Here is a 19,538-nt window from a genome sequence, read left to right as displayed (position 1 = left end):
GCACCAGATGTTCACCCGATGCTGGAACGCCGGTCACCGGCTATCCGACCGTTGGTTGCCGTTCACCTCGAACGCACACCCTGGGTGCATGCCGATCGATCTGCTGACCACGCCATGGGCTCTCGCCGTGATGAGCGTCCTCGTGCTGGGAGACGCGTTCATCGTGGTGATCCCCGGTGAGGTCGCCGTGACCGCCCTCGGCGCGATCTCGGCGAGCGCGGGCGCCCCGCCTCTGTGGGCGGTGATCCTCTGCGCCGCTCTCGCCGCGGCATCCGGGGATATCGCCTGCTATCTGATCGGACGGACGGTCGGCATCGACCGCTGGGGCTGGATGCGCACAGTGCGCGTGCAGCGCGCGCTGCAGTGGGCGAGACTGCGACTGGATGCCGGCACGGCGACGGTGCTGTTCACCGCGCGATTCGTGCCCTTCGCCCGGCTGGCGATCAACCTCGTGGCCGGAGCATCTCGCATCCACGCACCACGCTATTTCGCACTCGTCCTCCTGGCGGCGGCAGGATGGGCGGTCTACCAGGCCTCGGTGGGAGCGCTGGTGGCGACCTTTCTTCCCGGGGGTCCGGTGGTCGCGGTGATCGTCTCGATCGCCGTCGCGATCGGACTGGGTGCGCTGATCGACGTGCTGACACGCAGACTGCGGCGGTGACCCTGCCATGCACCGGGCGCCGTGCCCTAGGCTGGCGGACATGAGCACCGAAGAAGGCGCATCCTCTCCCGAGGACATGAAGCGCAAGTTCAAGGAAGCGCTCGAGAAGAAGAACGCGCACCACCGGCAGGGCGAAGCCCACCTCGACGGCGACTCCGCCGTCCACGGCGCGCACGCACCGCAGACGCGGCGCGAGTTCCGACGCAAGAGCGGTTGACCGCGTGGATGCGGGAACCGATGTCTTCGGTTCCCGCATCCCTCACCTCCTGCTCAGCGCTGAGCGGCGCGCTCCCGGGCCCTCTGCTCCTTCGCCGACATCTCGGCGACCGCGGCCTCGTTCAGCTCGTGCAGGTCGGCGGCCTGCGCTGACGCGACCGGCTCGTGACCGTCGACGCCGTCAAGGACCGACTCGTCGAAGGGCAGTTCGCCACCCAGCACCTGACGCACCCTGGTGCGATCGATCTGCCGCGTCCAGGTGCCGATCAGCAGTGTGGCGACGGCATTGCCGGTGAAGTTGGTGAGGGCACGACCTTCGGACATGAACCGGTCGATGCCGACGATCACTCCGACGCCGTCGACGAGATCGGGGCGGTACGCCTGCAGACCGCCCGCGAGAGTGGCGAGTCCCGCGCCGGTCACGCCCGCGGCGCCCTTGCTCGCGATGATCATGAACACGAGCAGTCCGATCTGCTCGCCGATCGTCATCGGCTGCCCGAGTCCGGTGGCGATGAACAGCGACGCCATCGTCAGGTAGATCGCGGTGCCGTCGAGGTTGAACGAATAGCCGGTGGGAACGGTGATGCCGACCACGGGCTTGGAGACGCCCACGTGCTCCATCTTGGCGATCAGGCGGGGAAGAGCCGACTCCGACGACGATGTGCCCACGATCAGCAGGTACTCGCGGCCGAGGTACCTCATCAGGCTGAAGATGTTCACCCTCGTCACCACCCAGAGCAGCGTGCCGAGCACGGCGACGATGAACAGGATGCAGGTGATGTAGAACGCGACCATCAGGATGCCGAGGCTCCAGATCGCCGCGACGCCCGTCTTCCCGACGACCGCAGCGATCGCGCCGAACGCTCCGAGGGGTGCGAGCCACAGGATCATGCCCAGGATGCGGAACACGAGCTTCTGCAGCTGCTTCACGGCGTCCATGATGCCGGCGCCGCGCTCACCCAGGCCCTGCAGGGCGAAGCCGACCAGGAGTGCGATGAACAGCACCTGAAGAACGCTCTCGCCCGTGAAGGCGCCGAAGAACGTGGGCGGGATGATGCCGAGTATGAACTCCTGCGTGGTCTTCGCCTCGGTGCCGGTCGTGTCGTACGACGCACCGGCCATGTTCAGCCCCTCACCCGGGTGGATGATGTTGCCGACGACCAGGCCGATCGCGAGCGCGAAGGTCGACATGACCATGAAGTACAGCAGCGCGAGACCGCCGATCTTGCCCACGGTCGCCGCCTTGGCGATCGAGCCGACGCCGATCACGATCGTGCAGAAGATGATGGGCGCGATCATCATCTTGATCAGGGCGACGAAGCCCTTCCCCAGCGCCTCGAAGCTCTGACCGACCTCGGGCCAGATGAGGCCGACGAGAGCACCGAGCACGACTGCGAGCAGCACCGAGACGTACAGCCAGGTGTGGCGGTCCCAGGATTGCTTGCCTCGCCGCCAATGGAAACCCGGCAGGGTGAATCCGGTTGTGATGGCCATGTGGTCCTCCTCGATCATGAACGTCGTCGTGTCATGTGCCGGCTGCGACGTCGCGTCCGGTGCATCCCACGGTGATCGACGTCGCGCGACCACGCCATTTGTGGTCGTATTGGTCACTGACGACCACATCGACGGCGAGCGGAGGAGCGAGATGGCACGTTCCCGCAGCATCGCCTCGCGCGTGTTCCTGATGCTGCTGTCGGCCGCCCTCGTGATCGGCGTGCTCGTCGCCGGGTTCCTCGTGGTCGAGACGCAGCGGGCCGTGCAGGCCGAGGCGGAAAGGGCCACGGCAGTGGCCGCCGCGGCCATCGCGTCCTCCGGAGAGGTGGTCTCGGCTCTGCGCAGCGACGACCACGAGAGCGCCACCGCAGCGCTCGAACCGTACGCGTTGAGGGTGATCGATGAGGCCGGGCTGGACTTCGTCACCATCATGACGGTGGAAGGCGTGCGGATCACCCACCCCGACCAGGGACAGATCGGCGGGCGCTACCTCGGCACGATCCCGCCCTCGCCGGTAGCCCTCACCGAGACCTTCACGGGAACGCTGGGTCCGTCCGTGCGCACGATCGTCCCCGTGACGGCGTCCGACGGCGCGCTTGTGGGCTGGGTCTCCGCCGGCGTCACCACGGAGTCCATCTCAGAGACCCTTCTGCGACGGCTGCCACTGTCTCTCGCCATCACGAGCGTGCTCGTCGGAATCGGCGCTCTCGGCGCGTGGACGGCGCGCAGGGTGACGAGGCGGATCGCCGGGGACCTCCCCCCGGGAACCGTCCGAGATGCGGTGTCGTCGTACGAGTCGATCCGCACCCTTGGCGAGGCGCTGCGCGCGCAGACGCACGAGCACGGCAATCGGATGCACACCGCGGTGGCGCTGCTCGAGCTCGGGCGCACCCAGGAGGCGATCGACATCCTCACCGAAACCTCCCGCGAGAGCCAATCCCTCGTCGATCAGGTGACCGCGCGTCGGCACGGCGACCCGACAGTGGGCGCCCTGCTGCTCGGCAAGGCGTCTCAGGCGAAGGAGCGGGGCATCGACTGGCGAGTGCGCATCGAACCGGACACCCCGCGCTCGGCGCTCACTCCGGTCGACAGCGTGTCGGTGCTCGGGAACCTCATCGACAACGCCATGGATGCGGCCGCCGGTTCTCCCGACAGCCGGGTCGAGGTGGCGCTGCACCCCTCCGACAGCGGCGGGGTGGTGCTCGAGGTCTCCGACAGCGGCCCCGGCATCCCGCGCGAGCTGAGTGAGCGCATCTTCGAGCACGGCTTCTCCACGAAACCCGCTGATGCGCAGGGACGCGGCGTGGGACTCGCTCTCGTGCGTTCGATCGTCGAGGAGGCCGGCGGGACGGTGGAGGTATCCAGCTCTCCCACGACCTTCCGCGTGACGCTCCCCTCGACGCGGAGGCGCAGATCGTGATCCGCACCCTGATCGTCGACGACGACGCCTTGACCGTGGAACTGCATCGCACCTATCTCGAGCGACTCGACGGCTTCGTCGTCGGCGGCGAATGCAGCGGAGCCCGCGCGGCGCTCGCAGCCGTGCTCGGCCCGCCGGACGGGCGCGCATTCGACCTCGTGCTCCTCGACATCACCATGCCGGACGGAACCGGCATCGATGTGCTGCGGACGCTGCGCGCCCGGGGCGCATCCGTGGATGTGATCGCCATCACCGGGGTGCGAGATGCCGAGACGGTCCGTCAGATGGCTGCGCTCGGCGTCTACCAGTACCTCGTCAAACCGTTCTCCTTCGCGACGTTCAGGGAGCGCATGCTCGCGTTCCGCGAGCACCGGAAGCAGGCACGATCCACCGACGGAGAGGCGACGCAGGCCGAGATCGACGCGCTGCTCGGCCGCGCGGGAGGACGGATGCCGTTGCCCAAGGGCCTCTCGCCCGAGACCCTCGGGCGCGTGGGCTCCGTCGTGCGGGCGACCGGTCCGCTTTCGGCCAGCGAGACGGCCGCCGCACTCGGGATGTCTCGCGTCGCCGTGCGACGCTACCTGGAGCACCTCGCCGCCGATGGCGTGATCGCGCGCGCCGCCCGGTACGGTGCGCCTGGGCGCCCCGAGACCGAGTACTCCTGGATCCGCGGGAGCGAGGCCGGCTGACGCTCAGCCCCGCGGCTGCGCCGCGAGCCAGTCCGCGAACGTCACGGTGCCGAGGTCGGCGTCGCCGTCCGGCAGGATGCTGCCGTCGCGGATCGCGCGGCCGAAGGCGCCCGGCAGCGAGAACGCCGGCATCCACCCGGCCCGTCCGGTGTGAGCGGCCCAGGACCGCATCATGTCGACGAGCTGCTCCTCCTGCGGCCCGGCGATGTCGGACGCCCGCTGCGCCGGGCCGGCTTCGGCGAGATCGACGAGGCGCGTGGCGACCTCGACCACCGAGATCGGCTGCGTGCGCATGCGCAGGGCCAGGTGCAAGGGACCGAAGGACGCACCTCGGTACGTCTGGGCGACGAAGTCGTGGAACTGCGTCGCGCGCTGAATCGTCCAGGGCACTCTGCCCGACAGCACGGTCTGCTCCTGAGCGAGCTTTCCGGCGTAGTACCCGTACGGGGCGCGGTCGACGCCGACGATCGACAGGGCGATGTGGTGGCCGACGCCTGCACGATGACCCGACGCGAGCAGGTGCGAAGACGTCTCGGTGAAGAAGTCGACGGCGGCGCCGGCACTGCGGGTCGAGGTGCTGAGTGCGTCGATCACGACATCCGTCGCGGCGAGGGCCTCGTCGAGCCCCGTGCCGGAGCGGACGTCGACGCCGTTGCCGCGCGTGAGAACGCGGACGCGATGACCGCGCTGCTGTGCGACCCGCACGACTTCGCTCCCGGCGGTGCCGGTTCCGCCTGCGACTGCGATCTCCATGGGCTCTCCTCCGTACGGTGTGCGCCACGACGACGCTACCGTGAGCCGCGCGGTCTCAGCGCGGCAATCTGCCTTCGTGCAGGACGCCGTCGGGGTCGAGCGTCTCGCGCAGCGTGTGCAGGCGTGCGATGTCGGTGGCGGAGCCGCAGCGCTCCAGCGTCTGCTCAGGGGCGAGGAACGTCGTCACCGTGCGTGGCGCCTGCACCGCGCTGAGCAGCTCGCGGAACCCGGACAGGCTCGCCTCGCCGGGTTCTGCGGGAGCACCGGGGAACTGCGGCGCGAGCGCGTGCAGAAGCCACTGTGCGCCCTGCAACGACGCGAATCCCGCACGCCGGGGTTCGTCGAGGGCTCCGCCGAGCATGCGGATGTCGATGCCGACGACCGGCCACTGCTCGTCTCGCTGACGGAACTCGGCGAGCTGTTCGATCGTGTCGTCGTCGAACACCGACAGTGCCACGGACGCGCCCCGTCCAGGGGTCGGTTCGGTCGGCTCGTTCGACGCGGCCGCGAGCGTCGCCGGAGATGTCGGGCCGCTGATCTCCCGCTGGACCGAGCCTGCACGTCGTACGCCGGAGAGCAGATCGTCGACCGAACCGTCTGACGAGAGCGCCTGCACGGAGAGGAAGCTGCGTCCGCGGATCTCGTCGGGCAGCTGCGGCGCATCGGGCATCCGCAGGGAGTTCATGAACACGTTGAGGCTATGCGGCGCGACCGCCGCCAGATCACGGACTGCGCGCATCACGGCGGCGGCGTCCGCCGCGTCGAAGGTGAACGCGCTCCCCCAGAGCGCCGGTGTGCGGACGAGATCGATCTCGAGGGCGGTGACGATACCGACGATGCCGCCTGCTCCGCGCAGCGCCCACATGAGGTCCGGATCGCTTTCGTCGTCGACGCGCTCATGGGTTCCGTCTGCGCGCAGCACCCAGGCCGCTCGAAGGTTGTCAGAGCCAAGGCCCGCTGTGCGGCTGAACCACGAGTGCCCCCCGCCGAGCGTGTAGCCGGCGACGCTGACCACCGGACTCGTGCCCGCGGGAGCCGACCATCCCGTGCCCTCGAGCGCATCGACCACGGCGCCCCAGCGGACTCCGCTGCCGACGCGCACCCGCCCTGCTGCGACGTCCACCTCGAGGTCGTCGAAGGCCGACGTGCGCACGATCACGGCGTCGCGGAGATCTCCGGACGCCCCGTGACCGCTGGGCTGCACCGCGAGAGCGGCCCCGGCATCGCGTACAGCGTTCAGCAGCGCGCGGAGATCGTCGACCCCCGCGGGCATGGCGACCCCGGCGGGGGTCTGCTCGACCGCGAGATTCCACGGGCGTCGCGCGTCGTCGAAGTCGTCGTCGGAGGGAAGCACGAGCGAGCCGACCAGCCGGGGGCGGACGGCCTCGAGCGCAGAGAGAAGGGGCATGACGCCACCGTACGACGCCCCGAGGACATTGTCGACGGCGTCACGCCCCGCGTTCGATCACTCGCCGGCGAGGCCGCCCAGCATGTGACCGAACGATCTTCCTTCGCCGAGGTAGGTGGCCGGATCGTAGGGGTCGGCGACCGCGACGGTGTCGCGTGCGGCGATGGCGACAGCCAGCTCCTTCGCGCCCTTCTCGACGCGCTTCGCGAGCGGGGCGACATCGTCGCCGGTTCCGCCCCAGTCGCTGGATGCCGCGAACACTCCGGTCGAGACGGCATCCGCGTGCAGATAGGCGAACAGCGGTCGGATCGCGTAGTCGATCGCGAGCGAGTGCCTGGCTGTTCCCGCGTTGGCGCCGATCAGCACAGGCTTTCCGGTGAGCGCGTCGGGGTCGAGCACGTCGATGAACGATTTGAACAGTCCCGAGTAGCTCGTCGAGAAGATCGGGGTGACCGCGATCAGAGCGTCAGCCGACACCACCGTGTTGATGGCGGTCTCCAGCGCGGGCGGCGCGAAGCCGGTGAGCATGTTGTTCGTGATGTCGTGCGCGTAGTCGCGCAGCTCGATCACGTCGATGCTCGCCTCGATGCCGTCCGCGGCGAGAGCCTTGACGGTCTCGGCGGCCAGCCGATCGGCCAGCATCCGGGTCGATGACGGGTTGGACAGACCTGCCGAGATGACGGCGATGCGACGAGTGGTCATCTCAGGCCTCCTTCCGGCCGAGCCCGAATGCGGCGCCGGCGGGTGCCGGCGTGTCCTGATAGGGCGAGTCGCCGGTGAGGTTGTCTCCGCGATTCGCACCGGGGCGAGCCTGCCGGGTCGGCCCGTCGCCGTACACGGCGGCGACGCGTGCGGCGTGGGTGGGAGCATCCGGAACCGCTGCAGGGCGATCCTTCGCGAGTTCTGCGCGCAGTACAGGCACGACCTCGGAGCCGAGGATGTCGAGCTGCTCGAGGACGGCCTTCAGCGGAAGTCCGGCGTGGTCGATCAGGAACAGCTGGCGCTGGTAGTCGCCGTAGTGCTCGCGCATGGCCGCGTAGCGGTCGATCACCTGCTGCGGCGAGCCGACGGTCAGCGGCGTCATCTCGCTGAAGTCCTCGAGGCTCGGACCGTGTCCGTACACCGGCGCGTTGTCGAAGTAGGGACGGAACCGAGTGACGGCATCCTGCGACTTCGCCGCCATGAAGACCTGGCCGCCGAGCCCCACGATCGCCTGCTCCGCTGTGCCGTGCCCGTAGTGCGCGAAGCGCTGACGGTACAGCTCGATCAGACGCTGGTAGTGCTCCTTCGGCCAGAAGATGTTGTTCGCGAAGAACCCGTCACCGTAGTACGCGGCCTGCTCGGCGATCTCGGGAGTGCGGATCGAACCGTGCCATACGAACGGCGAGATGCCGTCGAGCGGGCGCGGAGTCGAGGTGAAGCCCTGCAGCGGCGTGCGGAACTTGCCCTCCCAGTCGACGACGTCCTCATCCCACAGCTTGCGCAGCAGCGCGTAGTTCTCGATGGCGAGCGGAAGTCCCTGGCGGATGTCCTGGCCGAACCACGGATAGACGGGGCCGGTGTTGCCGCGGCCGAGCATGAGATCCATGCGGCCGTCGGACACGTGCTGCAGCATCGCGTACTCCTCGGCGATGCGCACCGGGTCGTTCGTCGTGATCAGCGTCGTCGAGGTGGAGACGATCAGACGCTCCGTCTGCGCGGCGAGCGCGGCGAGGAAGGTCGTGGGGCTGGAAGACCAGAACGGAGGGTTGTGGTGCTCGCCGATCGCGAAGACGTCGAGACCGACTTCCTCCGCGTGCTTCGCGATGGTCAGAGTCGCCTTGATGCGCTCCTGTTCGCTGGGCGTGACGCCGGTGGTGGGGTCGCGGGTGATGTCGCTGACCGACATGATGCCGAACTGCATCGCCTGTGCGCCTGACTGCTCGCTCATGATTCTCCATGCTCTCCGAATCGGATGACCCTGCATCCGTTTCTATTCATTTGAATGTATATGAGTCAACGCGACCGCACCAACTTTATTCCCGGGGGTAGCCTCGGAGGATGAACAGCGCCGGATCCGACATGACGACGCCCGTCACGGGAGGGATCTCGCGGCCACGTCGCCGGGTGCCGTTCTGGGACAACGCCCGGTACGTGTGCATCGTGCTCGTCGTGCTCGGGCACGCGATCCAGCGACTCATCTACGACTCCGACATCGCGCTGGCCTTCTATCTCGCCCTCTACGCGTTCCACATGCCGGCCTTCGCGATCATCTCCGGCCACTTCTCGAAATCCGGCTCGCCCACGCGGGTGCAGATGGCGCGGATCATCACCGACATCCTCGTGCCCTATCTCATCTTCGAACTCGTCTGGACCTTCACGAAGTGGCTCGTCGAAGGACAGGCGAATCCGAATCCCACCAAGCCGTCGTGGACCCTCTGGTTCCTGCTCGCGCTCGGCATCTTCCGGCTCGTGCTCCCCTATCTCGCCCTGTTGCGCTGGCCGCTGCTGTGGACGGTCGTCATCTCGATCGGGGTGGGCTACCTCCCCAACATCGACAGCACCTTCTCGCTGTCGCGCACGTTGGGGCTGCTGCCGTTCTTCACGCTCGGCTGGTGGCTGCGCGAGCACGACATCGTGAACCGCTTCGGTCTGCTGGTGCGTCGCCCGTGGTGGAGCCGGGTCGTCGCTGCAGCTCTCCTGATCGGCGCCGGCTTCGCCGCCTGGTTCTGGCTGGATGTCTGGCAGAAGATCGACCTGAGGCACTGGCTCTTCTACGAAGACGCCTACGCCGAGCTCGGCGGCGAGCAGTGGTGGGCCGGCGGGATCCGCATCGCTCTCATGGTCGTCGCCGTTGTGCTCAGCGCCGCCTTCTTCACGCTCATCCCTCGCGGGCAGTACTGGTGGACGGCGTTCGGACAATACACGATGTACGTGTTCCTGCTGCACTCCTTCATCCTGTATCCATTCCGCGAGACCGGCATTCTGCGCAACGCCGAGCCCACGTGGCTCTGGCTGCCTCTCGTGACGATCTCCTCGGTGCTGATCGCGCTGCTGCTCGCGACCAAGCCCGTCCGCAGGCTGTTCCGGCCCCTCGTCGAGCCGCGACCGACCTGGCTGTTCGCCGACCCGCAGCTCGCCTCTCGCGAGGGGCACCGCAGCGACCCGACCGGCTCGCGCAGGCCGCGATGACCCGCGCGCAGCTCCTTCTCGACTCGCTCGTGCACGAGGCGGATGCCACGGGCTTCGGTGCGCACGGGATGCATGTTCTTCTGGGCGATGACGCCGTCGAGCACCGGTGGGCGGATGACGTCCGCGAAGATATCCAGTCGGTCGCGAAGGGAATCTGCGTTCTCGCCGCGGGCATGGCCGCCGACGAGGGGCTCGTCGGATTCGACGTCCCGGTCGCCGAGTATCTTCCGGACTTCGACATCGGCCCCGGCGTCGACGGAGTCACCCTCCGGCATCTGCTGAGCATGTCCAGCGGCATCGATCTGCCCTGGTCGGAGACTCTGATGACGGACTGGCCGGACCTCGCGCGCGAGTTCCTCGCTCGTCCCTCACGAGGGCGCGCCTTCCAGTACAGCAATGCGAGCACGTATACGGCGATGACCGTGCTCGCCGCCCGCACGGGCGACGTGCTCGAGTACCTCCGACCTCGATTGTTCGACCCTCTGGGCATCAGGGACCTCGAGTGGCAGAGGTGTCCGAACGGGAGGATCGTCGCAGGCGGAGGGCTCGCGCTGCGCACAGAGGAGATGTCGCGTCTCGGCCGGCTGATCAGAGACGGTGGCCGCTGGCAGGGGCGGCAGCTCGTCTCGACGGGTTGGATCGACGCGATGCACTCCGAGTGGGTCGACGCCGGCACGAGCCCGGGATACGACCGCTACGCCCTCGCCGGCTGGGGAGGGCCAGGACACGCCTGGAGGCTGCACGGCGCCGGAGGCCAGATGCTCCTCCTCGCCGGCCCGGCGGTGATCACGATCACCGCCGACGACCACTTCGGCGCCGATGCCATGGCGGCCTTCGCCGTGGATGCAGCGCGCGCCGAGCCCGACCGCGTCTAGGCGAACAGCCCTGCCCCGACGTACGATCCGCTCGCAGCGCCGGGCGGCACCGCCCAGATGCCGGAGCCGACGTGCCGGATGTACTCGCTCATCAGGTCGGTCGACAGCCGCTTCTGCAGAGCGATGAACTGCTGCGGATCCCGTTGATACGAGAGGAAGAAGAGCCCTGCAGCCAGCCGGCCGAGCTCGTTGTTGCCGTCGACGTAGTTGAAGCCGCGACGAAGGATGCGGATCCCGTCGTTCTGATCGGGGTGGGCGAGGCGCACGTGCGAGTTCGCGTCGATCGCGGTTCCGGAGAACTTCGGCTCTGTGAACTCGTCGCCGCCCGAGAGCGGGGCGCCGCTGCCCTTCTCGCGCCCGATGATCGCGTCCTGCTCGCTCAGACGAACGCGATCCCAGGTCTCGATCAGCATCGCGATCTTGCGCGCGACGAGGTAGGAGCCGCCGGCCATCCAGCCCGGCTCGTCGGATACGGCGACCCACACGTTCTGTTCGAGCGCCTTCGCATCGTCGGCCAGAATGTTCGCGGTGCCGTCTTTGAACCCGAACAGGTTGCGCGGGGTCGCCTGTGCAGAGGTGGTGCGCGAGGTCTTGCCGAACCCGAGCTGCGACCAGCGCAGTCGCGCCCGGCCGAACGCGATGCGGCTGAGGTTGCGGATCGCGTGCACGGCGACCTGCGGATCGTCTGCGCAGGCCTGGATGCACAGGTCGCCCTGCGAGTGCGCGGGATCGAGATCGTCGCCCACGAACGGGGGCAGCCGCTCCAGTGCCTGGGGACGCCGATCGGCGATGCCGTAGCGGTCGCCGTCTTCGTTCTCGAACAGGCTCGGGCCGAATCCGATCGTGATCGTGAGGCCGGCGGCAGGAAGCCCCTGCGCCTCACCGGTGTCATCCGGCGGCTCCTCGGCGTCGCCTCCCACAGCACCGGTCGCGCTGACCTCGAGACCCTGCGTGATCCGCGATGCCGCATACGACCAGTCCTGCAGCAGCGAGATGAGGTCGTCGCGGTCGGTACGGGGCATCATGTCGAACGAGGCGAAGTGCAGATGCTCTTGCACGGGCGTCGTGATGCCCGCCTGATGGGCGCCGAAGAAGTCGTACGCGGTCTGCGCCTCTTCGGCCGCCCTGGCCCGTCCGAGGGCCACTCCCCCAGCCACACCTGCGCCCACACCGACGGCGAGACCGGCGACGCCTCCGCCGAGTGCGAGTCCGAGGAGACCGCGCCTGCTGAGGCCAGGAGAAGAGGATGCCGCGGCCACCGCATCGTCATCCGATGCGGTGGTCGCGGCATCCGTCGTGCTTTCGCTCACTTCGGGATCGTACCTGGTGCGGCGATCAGTCGAGGACCGTGCCGGTGAGCTGCGACAGCGGCTCCGCCAGCGCGTTGATCAGATCGGTGAACTCGCGCTTGTCATCCTCCGTGAGCTCCGAGTAGTTCACGAAGCCGTCGGTGAGGGAGCCGTGCTTCGCGAGCGCCGCCTCGAGCGCAGCGTAGCCGTCTTCGATCTCGGACACGAGCGTCTCGCCCTCCTCGCCCTGAGACTCGGCGAAGTCCTGCACGAGGGAGAACGCCATCTTCGACCCCTCGACGTTGGCGGCGAAGTCGTAGAGGTCCGTGCCGGACCACCAGTCCTCCTCGCCCGAGATCTTGCCGGTCGCGACCTCGTCGAGCAGCGCGATCGCGCCGTTGGAGATGCCGCCGATGCCCTGATCGTCCAGCGCGTCGGTGAAGTCGTCGGAGTGCACGTAGTCGTACAGCTCCTGCACGTCGGCGATCAGCTGGTCGCCGAAGCCCGCGCGGTCCTCAGGCGTCGACTGTGCCCAGTCCTGCCACGCGGGAGTCTCTCCATCGGCGTTGAGGGCGTCCTGCGCGGGCACCCAGAGGTCCTTCTCGATCCGGTGGAATCCGGTCCAGTCGAGACCGTCGGCGACGGCGTCGACCTCGCGGAAGTCGATGCGCGGATCGAGGTCGCCCAGCGCTTCGGCGACCGGTTCGATGCGCTCGTAGAATGCGCGGACCTGCGGGAACTGCGCACGCGCGGCCTCGTCGTCGCCGGACTCGTAGGCGGCGACGAAGTCGTCGACCGCGGGCACGAGCTGTCCGACCTGGTCTTTCACGAAGGCGGCGTACAGATCGACGGCCTGCTGCTTCTGCTCGGCGTCCTTCCCGGTCACGGTGACGCGGTCGCCGGTCACGGTGAACTCGGCCTTGCCCACGCCGTCGCCCACCATGCCGGGCTTGCACAGCGTGTAGTAGGTACCCGGCTGCGCGACCACGGTCAGCGTGCGGGATGCCGAGGGGGCGATGTTCTCGACCTCGCCGACGATGCGCAGGCCGTCGTCGGCGAGCAGGTAGAACTCGCTGGTCTGGCTGCTGTCGTTCGTGACGTCGAACACAAGCGTGCCGCTCTTCGCCGTCGCGCCCGACACTGCGCATGCGCTGTCTGTCGAGGAGACGTCGAACGAGGCGCCGGCGGCGACATCGGCCTTGGCGACGCAGCCGCTCAGGACGAGCGCGGCTGCACCGGCGGCCGCCAGGGCACCGAGGATTCGGCGGGAGGTGGTCATGCTGCTCCTTGCTGTGTGAGAGAAGACGTCGCGGGATCAGCCGGCACAGTCGCCGCGTCACGCGTCGGCTTGCGGGAGCGGATGCCGCGGATGAAGAAGATTCCGACGATCACGAAGTAGAGAGTCCATGCCGAGACCTGCATCCAGGTCATCCGCGGCATGAATCCGACGGTCGCCTGCAGGACCGTGGCCCAGACGCTGTCGGGCGGGATCACGGCGGTGACGTCGAACGCCCATCCGAAGGGGAAGGCCGACCAGCCGGTGCCAACGGCACCCGATGTCGGGTCGATCGGCGCGGCTTCGGTGAAGGGCCCGGGGAGGGCGCCGGCCTCCTGCAGGTCCATCACGGCGTAGGCGAGCACGCCGGCGGCCACGATGACAAGGAAGCCGCTGGTCCAGGCGAAGAACCGGCGGAGGTCGAGCTTGACGGCGCCGCGGGCCAGGAGCCAGCCGATCACGACGGCGCCGGCGAGGCCGAGAAGCGCCCCGAGCAGGGCGGCCGGGGCATCGCCGAACGACTGCACCATCGACCACAGCAGCAGCGTCGTCTCGATGCCCTCTCTGGCCACCGAGACGAAGCCGATCGCGATGAGCGCCCACAGACCCCCGACCGAGAGCGCGCGGTCGAGCCCGCTCTCGAGCGTGGCCTTCATGGTGCGTCCGGCCTTCTGCATCCAGAAGATCATCCAGGTGACCATGCCGACCGCGAGCAACGACAGCAGTCCGCCGATCAGCTCCTGGGCCTCGAACGTCAGCGAATACGCGCCGAATGTCAGAACCGCGCCGATCCCGAGCGCGAGGGCGATGGCAAGGCCCACGCCCGCCCACATCCGGGGCAGCGCGTCCTGTCTGCCGAGCCGGCGGAGGTAGGCGACGAGGATGCCGACGACGAGCGCGGCTTCGAGGCCCTCGCGAAGGCCGATCAGAAAGGTGGCGAGCACGGGATGAACTTCTCCGGGTGAATGAGGTAAGGCATCCCTTACCGAGAAGACTCTAGCATCCGCTCCTGCGTCGTCCGAACGCCGTCACCGCGGGTAATCCTCTGCAACACTCGCCTCTCCCCGGGATAACCCGATCTACTCTCGGGTCATGGCTGAACTCTCGCTCCCAATCCTCGACCTCTCTCAGCTCGACGCCGGTCCGGAGGCCGCTGCGCGATTCCGCGACGACCTGCGCGCGGCGACGCACGACGTGGGGTTCTTCTATCTGACCGGCACGGGCGTCTCCTCCGAGCTGGAGGCCCGCCTGCATCGCGCCGCGCTCGACTTCTTCGCGCTGCCTGAAGAGGAGAAGCTCGCGATCGAGAACGTCAACAGTCCTCACTTCCGCGGCTACACCCGCATCGGCGGCGAGCGCACCCAGGGACAGGTCGACTGGCGCGAGCAGATCGACATCGGACCTGAGCGCGACGCCGTCGACGGAGGCGCCGCCTACAACCGCCTGATCGGGCCCAACCTGTGGCCGGCCGCCCAGCCCGAGCTCAAGGACGTCGTCGAGGAGTGGCATGCGACGCTGTCCGAGGTCTCCCGCAAACTCCTGCGCGCGTGGGCCGAGACTCTGGGAGCGGAGTCCGACTACTTCGATGAGCACTTCGGCGAGCCGTCGACGCTGATCAAGATCGTCCGTTACCCGGGTACGCACGAACCCGAGCCGCAGCAGGGTGTCGGAGCGCACAAGGATTCCGGCGTTCTCACGCTGCTCTGGGTGGAGCCGGGCAAGGGCGGTCTGCAGGTCGAACGCGACGGCGCATGGGTTGACGCTCCCCCGGTGCCCGGAGCATTCGTCGTCAACATCGGCGAACTGCTCGAGTACGCGACCGGCGGCTATCTGAAGGCGACGAACCACCGCGTCGTCTCACCTCAGGCACCGAACGAGCGCATCTCGATCCCGTTCTTCTTCAACCCCGCACTCGACAAACGACTGCCGCTCATCGAGCTGCCCGAGGATCTCGCGGCCGCGGCGACCGGCGTCACGGCCGATCCGCGGAATCCGATCCACGCCCTTTACGGCGAGAACGCCCTGAAATCGAGGCTGCGCGCCCACCCGGACGTCGCGGCGATCCACCACCCGGACCTGGTCGCGGCGGGCTGATCGGGAGGGGCCGTCAGGATGAGCGCTGCTCGCCGATCTCCACGATCTCGCGCAGCGCGCTCAGATGACCGGCGAAGGCGTCGATCCCCGCCGCGGTCGAGCGCACCCAGGTGCGGGGGCGACTGCCGATGCGCCCTTTCGTCACCGCCACGTATCCGGCGTCGTTCAAGTGCGAGATCGCCTTGCTGAGAGCCGAGTCGTTGGCCTGCAGGATGTCGGCCAGAGTCGCGAAGTCGAGTTCGACCTGCTCGCCCAGAGAGGCCATCAGCGAGAACCGCAGCCCCGTCGAGAAGTTGTCGTCGAGGCGCGTGCGCGGGTGCGCACGGCTCGCGGATTCCTGTCGATCAGCCATCGCGACCATCCGCCGCCCGTCGTGCTCCCGCGTCCGGCAGGAACGCCGCGCCGGCGAGCAGCAGCACGACCAGCACCGCGCACGCCCCGATCATCCACGACTGCACGACGTCCGTGTAGACCTCCAGCAGACTGAGCCCGATCACGACGGCCACGCCGAGCAGGTAGGCCAGGATCTGCGGCCATCTCCAGAACCGCCCGAGAGCCTGCGGCCCGGCATCCGTCCTCGAGGCCAGGATCCACGCCACCATTGCGAACATGAGGATCGTGGAGCCGACGGAGGCGAACAGGGTGGATCCGTACCCGACGGCCAGCACCGCGAGGCCCAGAAGAAGCCCGAGACCTGCTGTGGCGAGGCGTGAGGCACGTGGCATCGGCTCGTACGGCAGCTCGATGACAGCGACGCGTCCCCGGCTGCGCAAGAACTGGACGGCAGCGGGCCCGCCGAAACCGATCGCGACGATCGCACCCGGCACGAAGAACGCCCACAGCGGACGCTCGGCGGAGTCGATCAAGAGCACCATGAAAGAGCAGACGGCCACGATCGCGAGCAGGATCACGACGATCACCTGCCAGGGCCTCTTGCCCGATGTCCGCCAGCGCACCCCGGAGCGCTCAGCCACCCCTACGCCGATCTGCCCCCAGAGGATGAGCAGGAACAGCATGGGCTGAAGCGCCATCGCACCATCGCTCCCGCGCACGACCAGCAGGTAGGCCGTCAGCACGACTGCGACTCCCAGCCCGTTGAAGGCGAGCTGCCACCCTGCCGCCCGACGATCGATCCGCTCGTCCCGTCGTCGCTCGACGACGTCGATCTCGTCGAGATACGACTGCGCCAGATCGGGCGTGGGCGGCTCCAGCGGTTCGATCCCTCGCATGGGCTTGTGATCCACGATCGGCGCTCCTGTTCGCTTTCCCTTCGGAAAGTCTTCTACTTTCCTAAAGGAAAGCAGCTCACAGGTCAAGCCCGGACACGACGAAGGCCGCCCCACACCGTGGGGCGGCCTTCCAAGAACGTTTTGCGCGATTGAACGCTGGTCGTTATGCCTTATCGACGCAGGCCGAGACGCTCGATGAGCGAACGGTAGCGGTTGATGTCGATGTCCTGCAGGTAACCCAGCAGGCGACGGCGCTGACCGACGAGCAGGAACAGGCCACGACGCGAGTGGTGGTCGTGCTTGTGCTCCTTCAGGTGCTCGGTGAGGTCCTTGATGCGCTGCGTCAGCATTGCGACCTGCACCTCGGGGGATCCGGTGTCACCGGGGTGCGTCGCGTACTCTTCGATGATCGCCTTCTTGACGTCTGCTTCCAGTGCCATAGATTCGATCCCCTCTCTGCTTGTTGCGCGGTGCCCGGCACCTGATGTGCGAGCTCTCTTTATCCGCGGCCGATCAAACGGCAACCTGAAGAGTCTACCAGCGATCACGACCGGCAGACGACCAGTCGCCTGCCGCTTCTCGGATACGCTCGAAGCATGCAGGACCGGCCAGAGGAGTGAGAGCCACGAACGGGCACCTCATCGATCTCACCCCGTTGAAGGAGAGTCCGGCGTTCGCACGGATGTGGATCGGATCGACGCTCACCGGCATCGGCGGGCAGCTCACGATCGTCACCGTGATGCTGCACGTGTTCGCCCTCACTCACAACACGTTCGCGGTCTCGATGATCGCCGTCGCCGGACTCGTGCCCATGATCCTCGCCGGCCTCTACGGAGGCATGCTCGCCGACGCCTTCGACAGACGCTCCGTCGCCCTTGTCGCCGCCTCGGTGACCTTCGCATCGACGGCACTGCTCGCCGCGCTCACATGGACGGGCCTCGAGACCATCTGGTGGCTCTACGTCCTCAGCATGATCAACTCCGCGGCGAACTCGGTGGGCATGGCCACCCGTACCGCCATCGTGCCGCGCCTCATCCCCCGAGAGATGCTGGCCTCGGCATCCGCTCTGAACGGCGTCGCGTTCGGGCTGACCGTCATGGCGGGACCCGCCCTCGCGGGGGTGCTGGTCGCGCTCACCGGCTACGGCTGGACATACACGATCGACGTCGTGCTGATGCTCTCGATGTTCCTCGGGCTCTGGACCCTGCCGCCGCTGAAGCCCGAGGGCGAGATCGTCCGCCCTGGGCTGGAGTCGCTCAAGGACGGCTGGCGGTTCCTGCGCCGCTCGAGCAACATCCGGATGCAGTACATCCTCGACATCGTCGCGATGACCTTCGGTCAGCCTCTCGCCCTGTTCCCCGCCCTCGGCACCGTGCTGCTCGGCGGCGGCGCCGTGACCACCGGCGTCCTCACCGCCGCCGTCGCCGTCGGCACGTTCGCGTCCAGCCTGTTCTCGGGGCGCGTGGTGCAGTACCGCTGGCACGGGCGCGGCATCGAACGCGCCGTGCAGGCGTACGGCGCGGCCATCGCACTGTTCGGCGCCGTCCTGCTGGTGGGAGTCTTCCTCCCCCGGGCCTCCGAGCAGACGCCGAACCTCGCACTCATCTTGACGGCCTGCTTCGCTCTCGCGCTCTCCGGCGCCGCCGACAACATCAGCTCCATCTACCGCAACACGATGATGCAGGCGGCGGTGCCCGACAGCATGCGCGGTCGCCTGCAGGGCGTCTTCATCATCGTGGTCGCCGGCGGACCGCGCGTGGGCGCCCTCTACGCCGGCGCGCTCGCGACGCTCACCGCAGTGTGGTTCCCTCCGCTGCTGGGCGGTTTCCTGGTGATCGGCCTGGTCGCCGTGCTCGCTCGAGCGAACCCGCGCTTCCGCGCCTACGATGCTGAGCGGCCTGCAGCCTGACGACACGATCCTGCCGATCGTCGGCGGAATTCGGACGTCGCAGTGCTCCAGGCCTTTCGGCGTCGTACGCCGTCGTTAGAGTTCGATCATGACCTCGACCTTGGCGACAGCGCACACCGGAGCCACATCCTCTCGCCGCGCACCGATCACGATCCAGTTCATCCTGACCGGCATCGTCTGGGGATCGAGCTTCCTGTTCATGAAGGTCGCCCTCGGCGGCATCTCCCCCGCACAGGTCGTCTGGTCGCGTCTCGTTCTGGGCGCCCTCGCCCTGGGCCTCTTCGTCGCGCTCCGCCGCGAACGGCTGCCGCGCGCCCTGCGCACCTGGATGCATCTGACCGTCGTCGCCGTGACCTTCTGCGTCGTCCCGTTCCTGATCTTCTCGTGGGCCCAGCAGCATGTGAGCTCGGGCCTCGCGAGCATCTTCAACGCGACGACGCCGATCATGACGGCGGTCATGGCGTGGGCCGTGTTCCGCGTCGAGAAGCTCAAGCTCGTGCAGATCATCGGCATCCTTGTCGGGATCTCCGGCGTCATGGTGATCATCGCACCGTGGCAGGGGCTCGACGCCGGGCAGAGCATCGGAGCGCAGCTGGCGATCCTCGGAGCGACAGCGTGCTACGGATTCAGCCTGGCCTACATGCGCCGGTTCCTGGGCGACTCCGGCGTGAGCGCACTGGTGTTCTCGTTCCTGAACATCGGGCTGGCGGCGGCGATCATGGTGCTGCTCTCTCCCGTGCTCGTCCTCACCCCGGTGCATCTGGACATCTGGATCGTCGGCTCGGTGATCCTGCTCGGGTTCCTCGGAACCGGGCTCGCCTATGTCTGGAACCAGAACGTGCTGCGAGCATGGGGGCCGACCCGCGCATCGACCGTGACCTACATCACGCCCGTCGTCGGCGTGACGCTCGGCATTCTGATCCTTCATGAGGAGGTCAGCTGGAACGAGCCGGTCGGCGCGCTGATCGTCTTCGCAGGCATCCTGCTGACGCAGAACAGGATCCGGTTCCGACGTCGCGGCTGAGCGTCGCGATGTCGGAGGCGGGGTGCAGAG

20 protein-coding genes are annotated in these 19,538 nt (G+C 68.1%); 9 read left to right on the top strand and 11 right to left on the bottom strand.

Annotated features, from left to right (window positions below; translation table 11 throughout):
- The first annotated feature begins 88 nt into the window (after positions 1–88).
- Both QFZ53_RS10940 and QFZ53_RS10935 read left to right on the top strand, forming a co-directional pair.
- On the top strand, positions 89–661 hold the full coding sequence (locus tag QFZ53_RS10940) for a DedA family protein (RefSeq protein ID WP_307296291.1): 573 nt from the start codon (positions 89–91) through the stop codon (positions 659–661).
- A gap of 40 nt (positions 662–701) precedes the next feature.
- Positions 702–878 (top strand): DUF5302 domain-containing protein, encoded by a 177-nt coding sequence (locus QFZ53_RS10935; RefSeq protein ID WP_160298187.1) that lies wholly within the window; start codon positions 702–704, stop codon positions 876–878.
- A gap of 53 nt (positions 879–931) precedes the next feature.
- Here QFZ53_RS10935 and QFZ53_RS10930 read toward each other — a convergent pair whose 3' ends face one another.
- A complete protein-coding gene (locus QFZ53_RS10930; RefSeq protein WP_307296288.1) occupies positions 932–2,371 on the bottom strand; it encodes a cation:dicarboxylate symporter family transporter in 1,440 nt (479 codons plus the stop codon).
- A gap of 151 nt (positions 2,372–2,522) precedes the next feature.
- On the opposite strand from QFZ53_RS10930, the gene QFZ53_RS10925 reads away from it, so the two are divergent.
- Both QFZ53_RS10925 and QFZ53_RS10920 read left to right on the top strand, forming a co-directional pair.
- The gene (locus tag QFZ53_RS10925) at positions 2,523–3,791 is read left to right on the top strand and encodes an ATP-binding protein (protein ID WP_307296285.1); all 1,269 of its coding nucleotides are present in this window, start codon (positions 2,523–2,525) and stop codon (positions 3,789–3,791) included.
- Positions 3,788–4,480, top strand: coding sequence for a response regulator (locus QFZ53_RS10920; RefSeq protein ID WP_307296282.1), 693 nt, complete (start codon positions 3,788–3,790; stop codon positions 4,478–4,480). The genes QFZ53_RS10925 and QFZ53_RS10920 overlap by 4 nt, the downstream gene beginning before the upstream one ends.
- Positions 4,481–4,483: 3 nt before the next feature.
- On the opposite strand, the gene QFZ53_RS10915 is transcribed toward QFZ53_RS10920, so the two are convergent.
- The 4 genes from QFZ53_RS10915 to QFZ53_RS10900 are packed head-to-tail and all read right to left on the bottom strand — an operon-like array spanning position 4,484 to position 8,571.
- Entirely contained in the window at positions 4,484–5,233 is a 750-nt protein-coding gene (locus QFZ53_RS10915; protein WP_307296278.1) for an SDR family oxidoreductase, read from the bottom strand.
- Between the two features lie 55 nt (positions 5,234–5,288).
- Complete coding sequence (locus QFZ53_RS10910) at positions 5,289–6,641, bottom strand: FAD-binding oxidoreductase (RefSeq protein ID WP_307296275.1); 1,353 nt, start codon at positions 6,639–6,641, stop codon at positions 5,289–5,291.
- A gap of 57 nt (positions 6,642–6,698) precedes the next feature.
- A complete protein-coding gene (locus QFZ53_RS10905) occupies positions 6,699–7,343 on the bottom strand; it encodes an FMN reductase (protein WP_307296272.1) in 645 nt (214 codons plus the stop codon).
- 1 nt (position 7,344) lies between these two features.
- On the bottom strand, positions 7,345–8,571 hold the full coding sequence (locus QFZ53_RS10900) for an LLM class flavin-dependent oxidoreductase (RefSeq protein WP_292905836.1): 1,227 nt from the start codon (positions 8,569–8,571) through the stop codon (positions 7,345–7,347).
- A 110-nt stretch (positions 8,572–8,681) separates the two neighbouring features.
- Between QFZ53_RS10900 and QFZ53_RS10895 the strand changes: the two genes are divergently transcribed.
- Together QFZ53_RS10895 and QFZ53_RS10890 are read left to right on the top strand one after the other, a co-directional pair.
- The gene (locus QFZ53_RS10895; protein ID WP_307296268.1) at positions 8,682–9,812 is read left to right on the top strand and encodes an acyltransferase family protein; all 1,131 of its coding nucleotides are present in this window, start codon (positions 8,682–8,684) and stop codon (positions 9,810–9,812) included.
- The gene (locus tag QFZ53_RS10890) at positions 9,809–10,687 is read left to right on the top strand and encodes a serine hydrolase domain-containing protein (protein WP_307296265.1); all 879 of its coding nucleotides are present in this window, start codon (positions 9,809–9,811) and stop codon (positions 10,685–10,687) included. The genes QFZ53_RS10895 and QFZ53_RS10890 overlap by 4 nt, the downstream gene beginning before the upstream one ends.
- On the opposite strand, the gene efeB is transcribed toward QFZ53_RS10890, so the two are convergent.
- The 3 genes from efeB to efeU are packed head-to-tail and all read right to left on the bottom strand — an operon-like array spanning position 10,684 to position 14,196.
- Positions 10,684–11,997 (bottom strand): iron uptake transporter deferrochelatase/peroxidase subunit, encoded by a 1,314-nt coding sequence (efeB, locus tag QFZ53_RS10885; RefSeq protein WP_373426285.1) that lies wholly within the window; start codon positions 11,995–11,997, stop codon positions 10,684–10,686. The genes QFZ53_RS10890 and efeB overlap by 4 nt on opposite strands.
- 25 nt (positions 11,998–12,022) lie before the next feature.
- The gene (gene efeO, locus QFZ53_RS10880; protein ID WP_307296264.1) at positions 12,023–13,255 is read right to left on the bottom strand and encodes an iron uptake system protein EfeO; all 1,233 of its coding nucleotides are present in this window, start codon (positions 13,253–13,255) and stop codon (positions 12,023–12,025) included.
- Complete coding sequence (gene efeU, locus QFZ53_RS10875) at positions 13,252–14,196, bottom strand: iron uptake transporter permease EfeU (protein ID WP_307296260.1); 945 nt, start codon at positions 14,194–14,196, stop codon at positions 13,252–13,254. The genes efeO and efeU overlap by 4 nt, the downstream gene beginning before the upstream one ends.
- Before the next feature lie 148 nt (positions 14,197–14,344).
- Here efeU and QFZ53_RS10870 point away from each other — a divergent pair, with 148 nt between their 5' ends.
- Entirely contained in the window at positions 14,345–15,346 is a 1,002-nt protein-coding gene (locus tag QFZ53_RS10870) for an isopenicillin N synthase family dioxygenase (protein WP_307296257.1), read from the top strand.
- 13 nt (positions 15,347–15,359) lie between these two features.
- On the opposite strand, the gene QFZ53_RS10865 is transcribed toward QFZ53_RS10870, so the two are convergent.
- The 3 genes from QFZ53_RS10865 to rpsO form a co-directional block, all read right to left on the bottom strand.
- Positions 15,360–15,698: a transcriptional regulator gene (locus tag QFZ53_RS10865; RefSeq protein WP_292905827.1), complete on the bottom strand. Its 339-nt coding sequence runs from the start codon at positions 15,696–15,698 to the stop codon at positions 15,360–15,362.
- The gene (locus QFZ53_RS10860) at positions 15,691–16,590 is read right to left on the bottom strand and encodes a hypothetical protein (protein ID WP_307296252.1); all 900 of its coding nucleotides are present in this window, start codon (positions 16,588–16,590) and stop codon (positions 15,691–15,693) included. Before QFZ53_RS10860 ends, QFZ53_RS10865 begins: the two co-directional genes overlap by 8 nt.
- A 155-nt stretch (positions 16,591–16,745) precedes the next feature.
- On the bottom strand, positions 16,746–17,015 hold the full coding sequence (gene rpsO / locus QFZ53_RS10855; RefSeq protein WP_005048780.1) for a 30S ribosomal protein S15: 270 nt from the start codon (positions 17,013–17,015) through the stop codon (positions 16,746–16,748).
- 176 nt (positions 17,016–17,191) lie between these two features.
- On the opposite strand from rpsO, the gene QFZ53_RS10850 reads away from it, so the two are divergent.
- Complete coding sequence (locus QFZ53_RS10850; RefSeq protein ID WP_307296250.1) at positions 17,192–18,484, top strand: MFS transporter; 1,293 nt, start codon at positions 17,192–17,194, stop codon at positions 18,482–18,484.
- 88 nt (positions 18,485–18,572) lie between these two features.
- Positions 18,573–19,508: a DMT family transporter gene (locus QFZ53_RS10845; RefSeq protein ID WP_307296247.1), complete on the top strand. Its 936-nt coding sequence runs from the start codon at positions 18,573–18,575 to the stop codon at positions 19,506–19,508.
- The last annotated feature ends 30 nt before the right edge of the window (positions 19,509–19,538 follow it).

Origin of the sequence: Microbacterium natoriense, assembly GCF_030816295.1 — a bacterium.
GTDB lineage: Bacteria > Actinomycetota > Actinomycetes > Actinomycetales > Microbacteriaceae > Microbacterium > Microbacterium natoriense_A.
This window is presented reverse-complemented; position numbering and strand designations above follow the sequence as displayed.

Coding starts and splice junctions, on each gene's coding strand:
- QFZ53_RS10940 (WP_307296291.1), top strand. CDS start 89: ATGCCGATCGATCTGCTGACCACGCCATGGGCTCTCGCCGTGATGAGC.
- QFZ53_RS10935 (WP_160298187.1), top strand. CDS start 702: ATGAGCACCGAAGAAGGCGCATCCTCTCCCGAGGACATGAAGCGCAAG.
- QFZ53_RS10930 (WP_307296288.1), bottom strand. CDS start 2,371: ATGGCCATCACAACCGGATTCACCCTGCCGGGTTTCCATTGGCGGCGA.
- QFZ53_RS10925 (WP_307296285.1), top strand. CDS start 2,523: ATGGCACGTTCCCGCAGCATCGCCTCGCGCGTGTTCCTGATGCTGCTG.
- QFZ53_RS10915 (WP_307296278.1), bottom strand. CDS start 5,233: ATGGAGATCGCAGTCGCAGGCGGAACCGGCACCGCCGGGAGCGAAGTC.
- QFZ53_RS10910 (WP_307296275.1), bottom strand. CDS start 6,641: ATGCCCCTTCTCTCTGCGCTCGAGGCCGTCCGCCCCCGGCTGGTCGGC.
- QFZ53_RS10905 (WP_307296272.1), bottom strand. CDS start 7,343: ATGACCACTCGTCGCATCGCCGTCATCTCGGCAGGTCTGTCCAACCCG.
- QFZ53_RS10900 (WP_292905836.1), bottom strand. CDS start 8,571: ATGAGCGAGCAGTCAGGCGCACAGGCGATGCAGTTCGGCATCATGTCG.
- QFZ53_RS10895 (WP_307296268.1), top strand. CDS start 8,682: ATGAACAGCGCCGGATCCGACATGACGACGCCCGTCACGGGAGGGATC.
- QFZ53_RS10890 (WP_307296265.1), top strand. CDS start 9,809: ATGACCCGCGCGCAGCTCCTTCTCGACTCGCTCGTGCACGAGGCGGAT.
- efeO (WP_307296264.1), bottom strand. CDS start 13,255: ATGACCACCTCCCGCCGAATCCTCGGTGCCCTGGCGGCCGCCGGTGCA.
- QFZ53_RS10870 (WP_307296257.1), top strand. CDS start 14,345: ATGGCTGAACTCTCGCTCCCAATCCTCGACCTCTCTCAGCTCGACGCC.
- QFZ53_RS10865 (WP_292905827.1), bottom strand. CDS start 15,698: ATGGCTGATCGACAGGAATCCGCGAGCCGTGCGCACCCGCGCACGCGC.
- rpsO (WP_005048780.1), bottom strand. CDS start 17,015: ATGGCACTGGAAGCAGACGTCAAGAAGGCGATCATCGAAGAGTACGCG.
- QFZ53_RS10845 (WP_307296247.1), top strand. CDS start 18,573: ATGACCTCGACCTTGGCGACAGCGCACACCGGAGCCACATCCTCTCGC.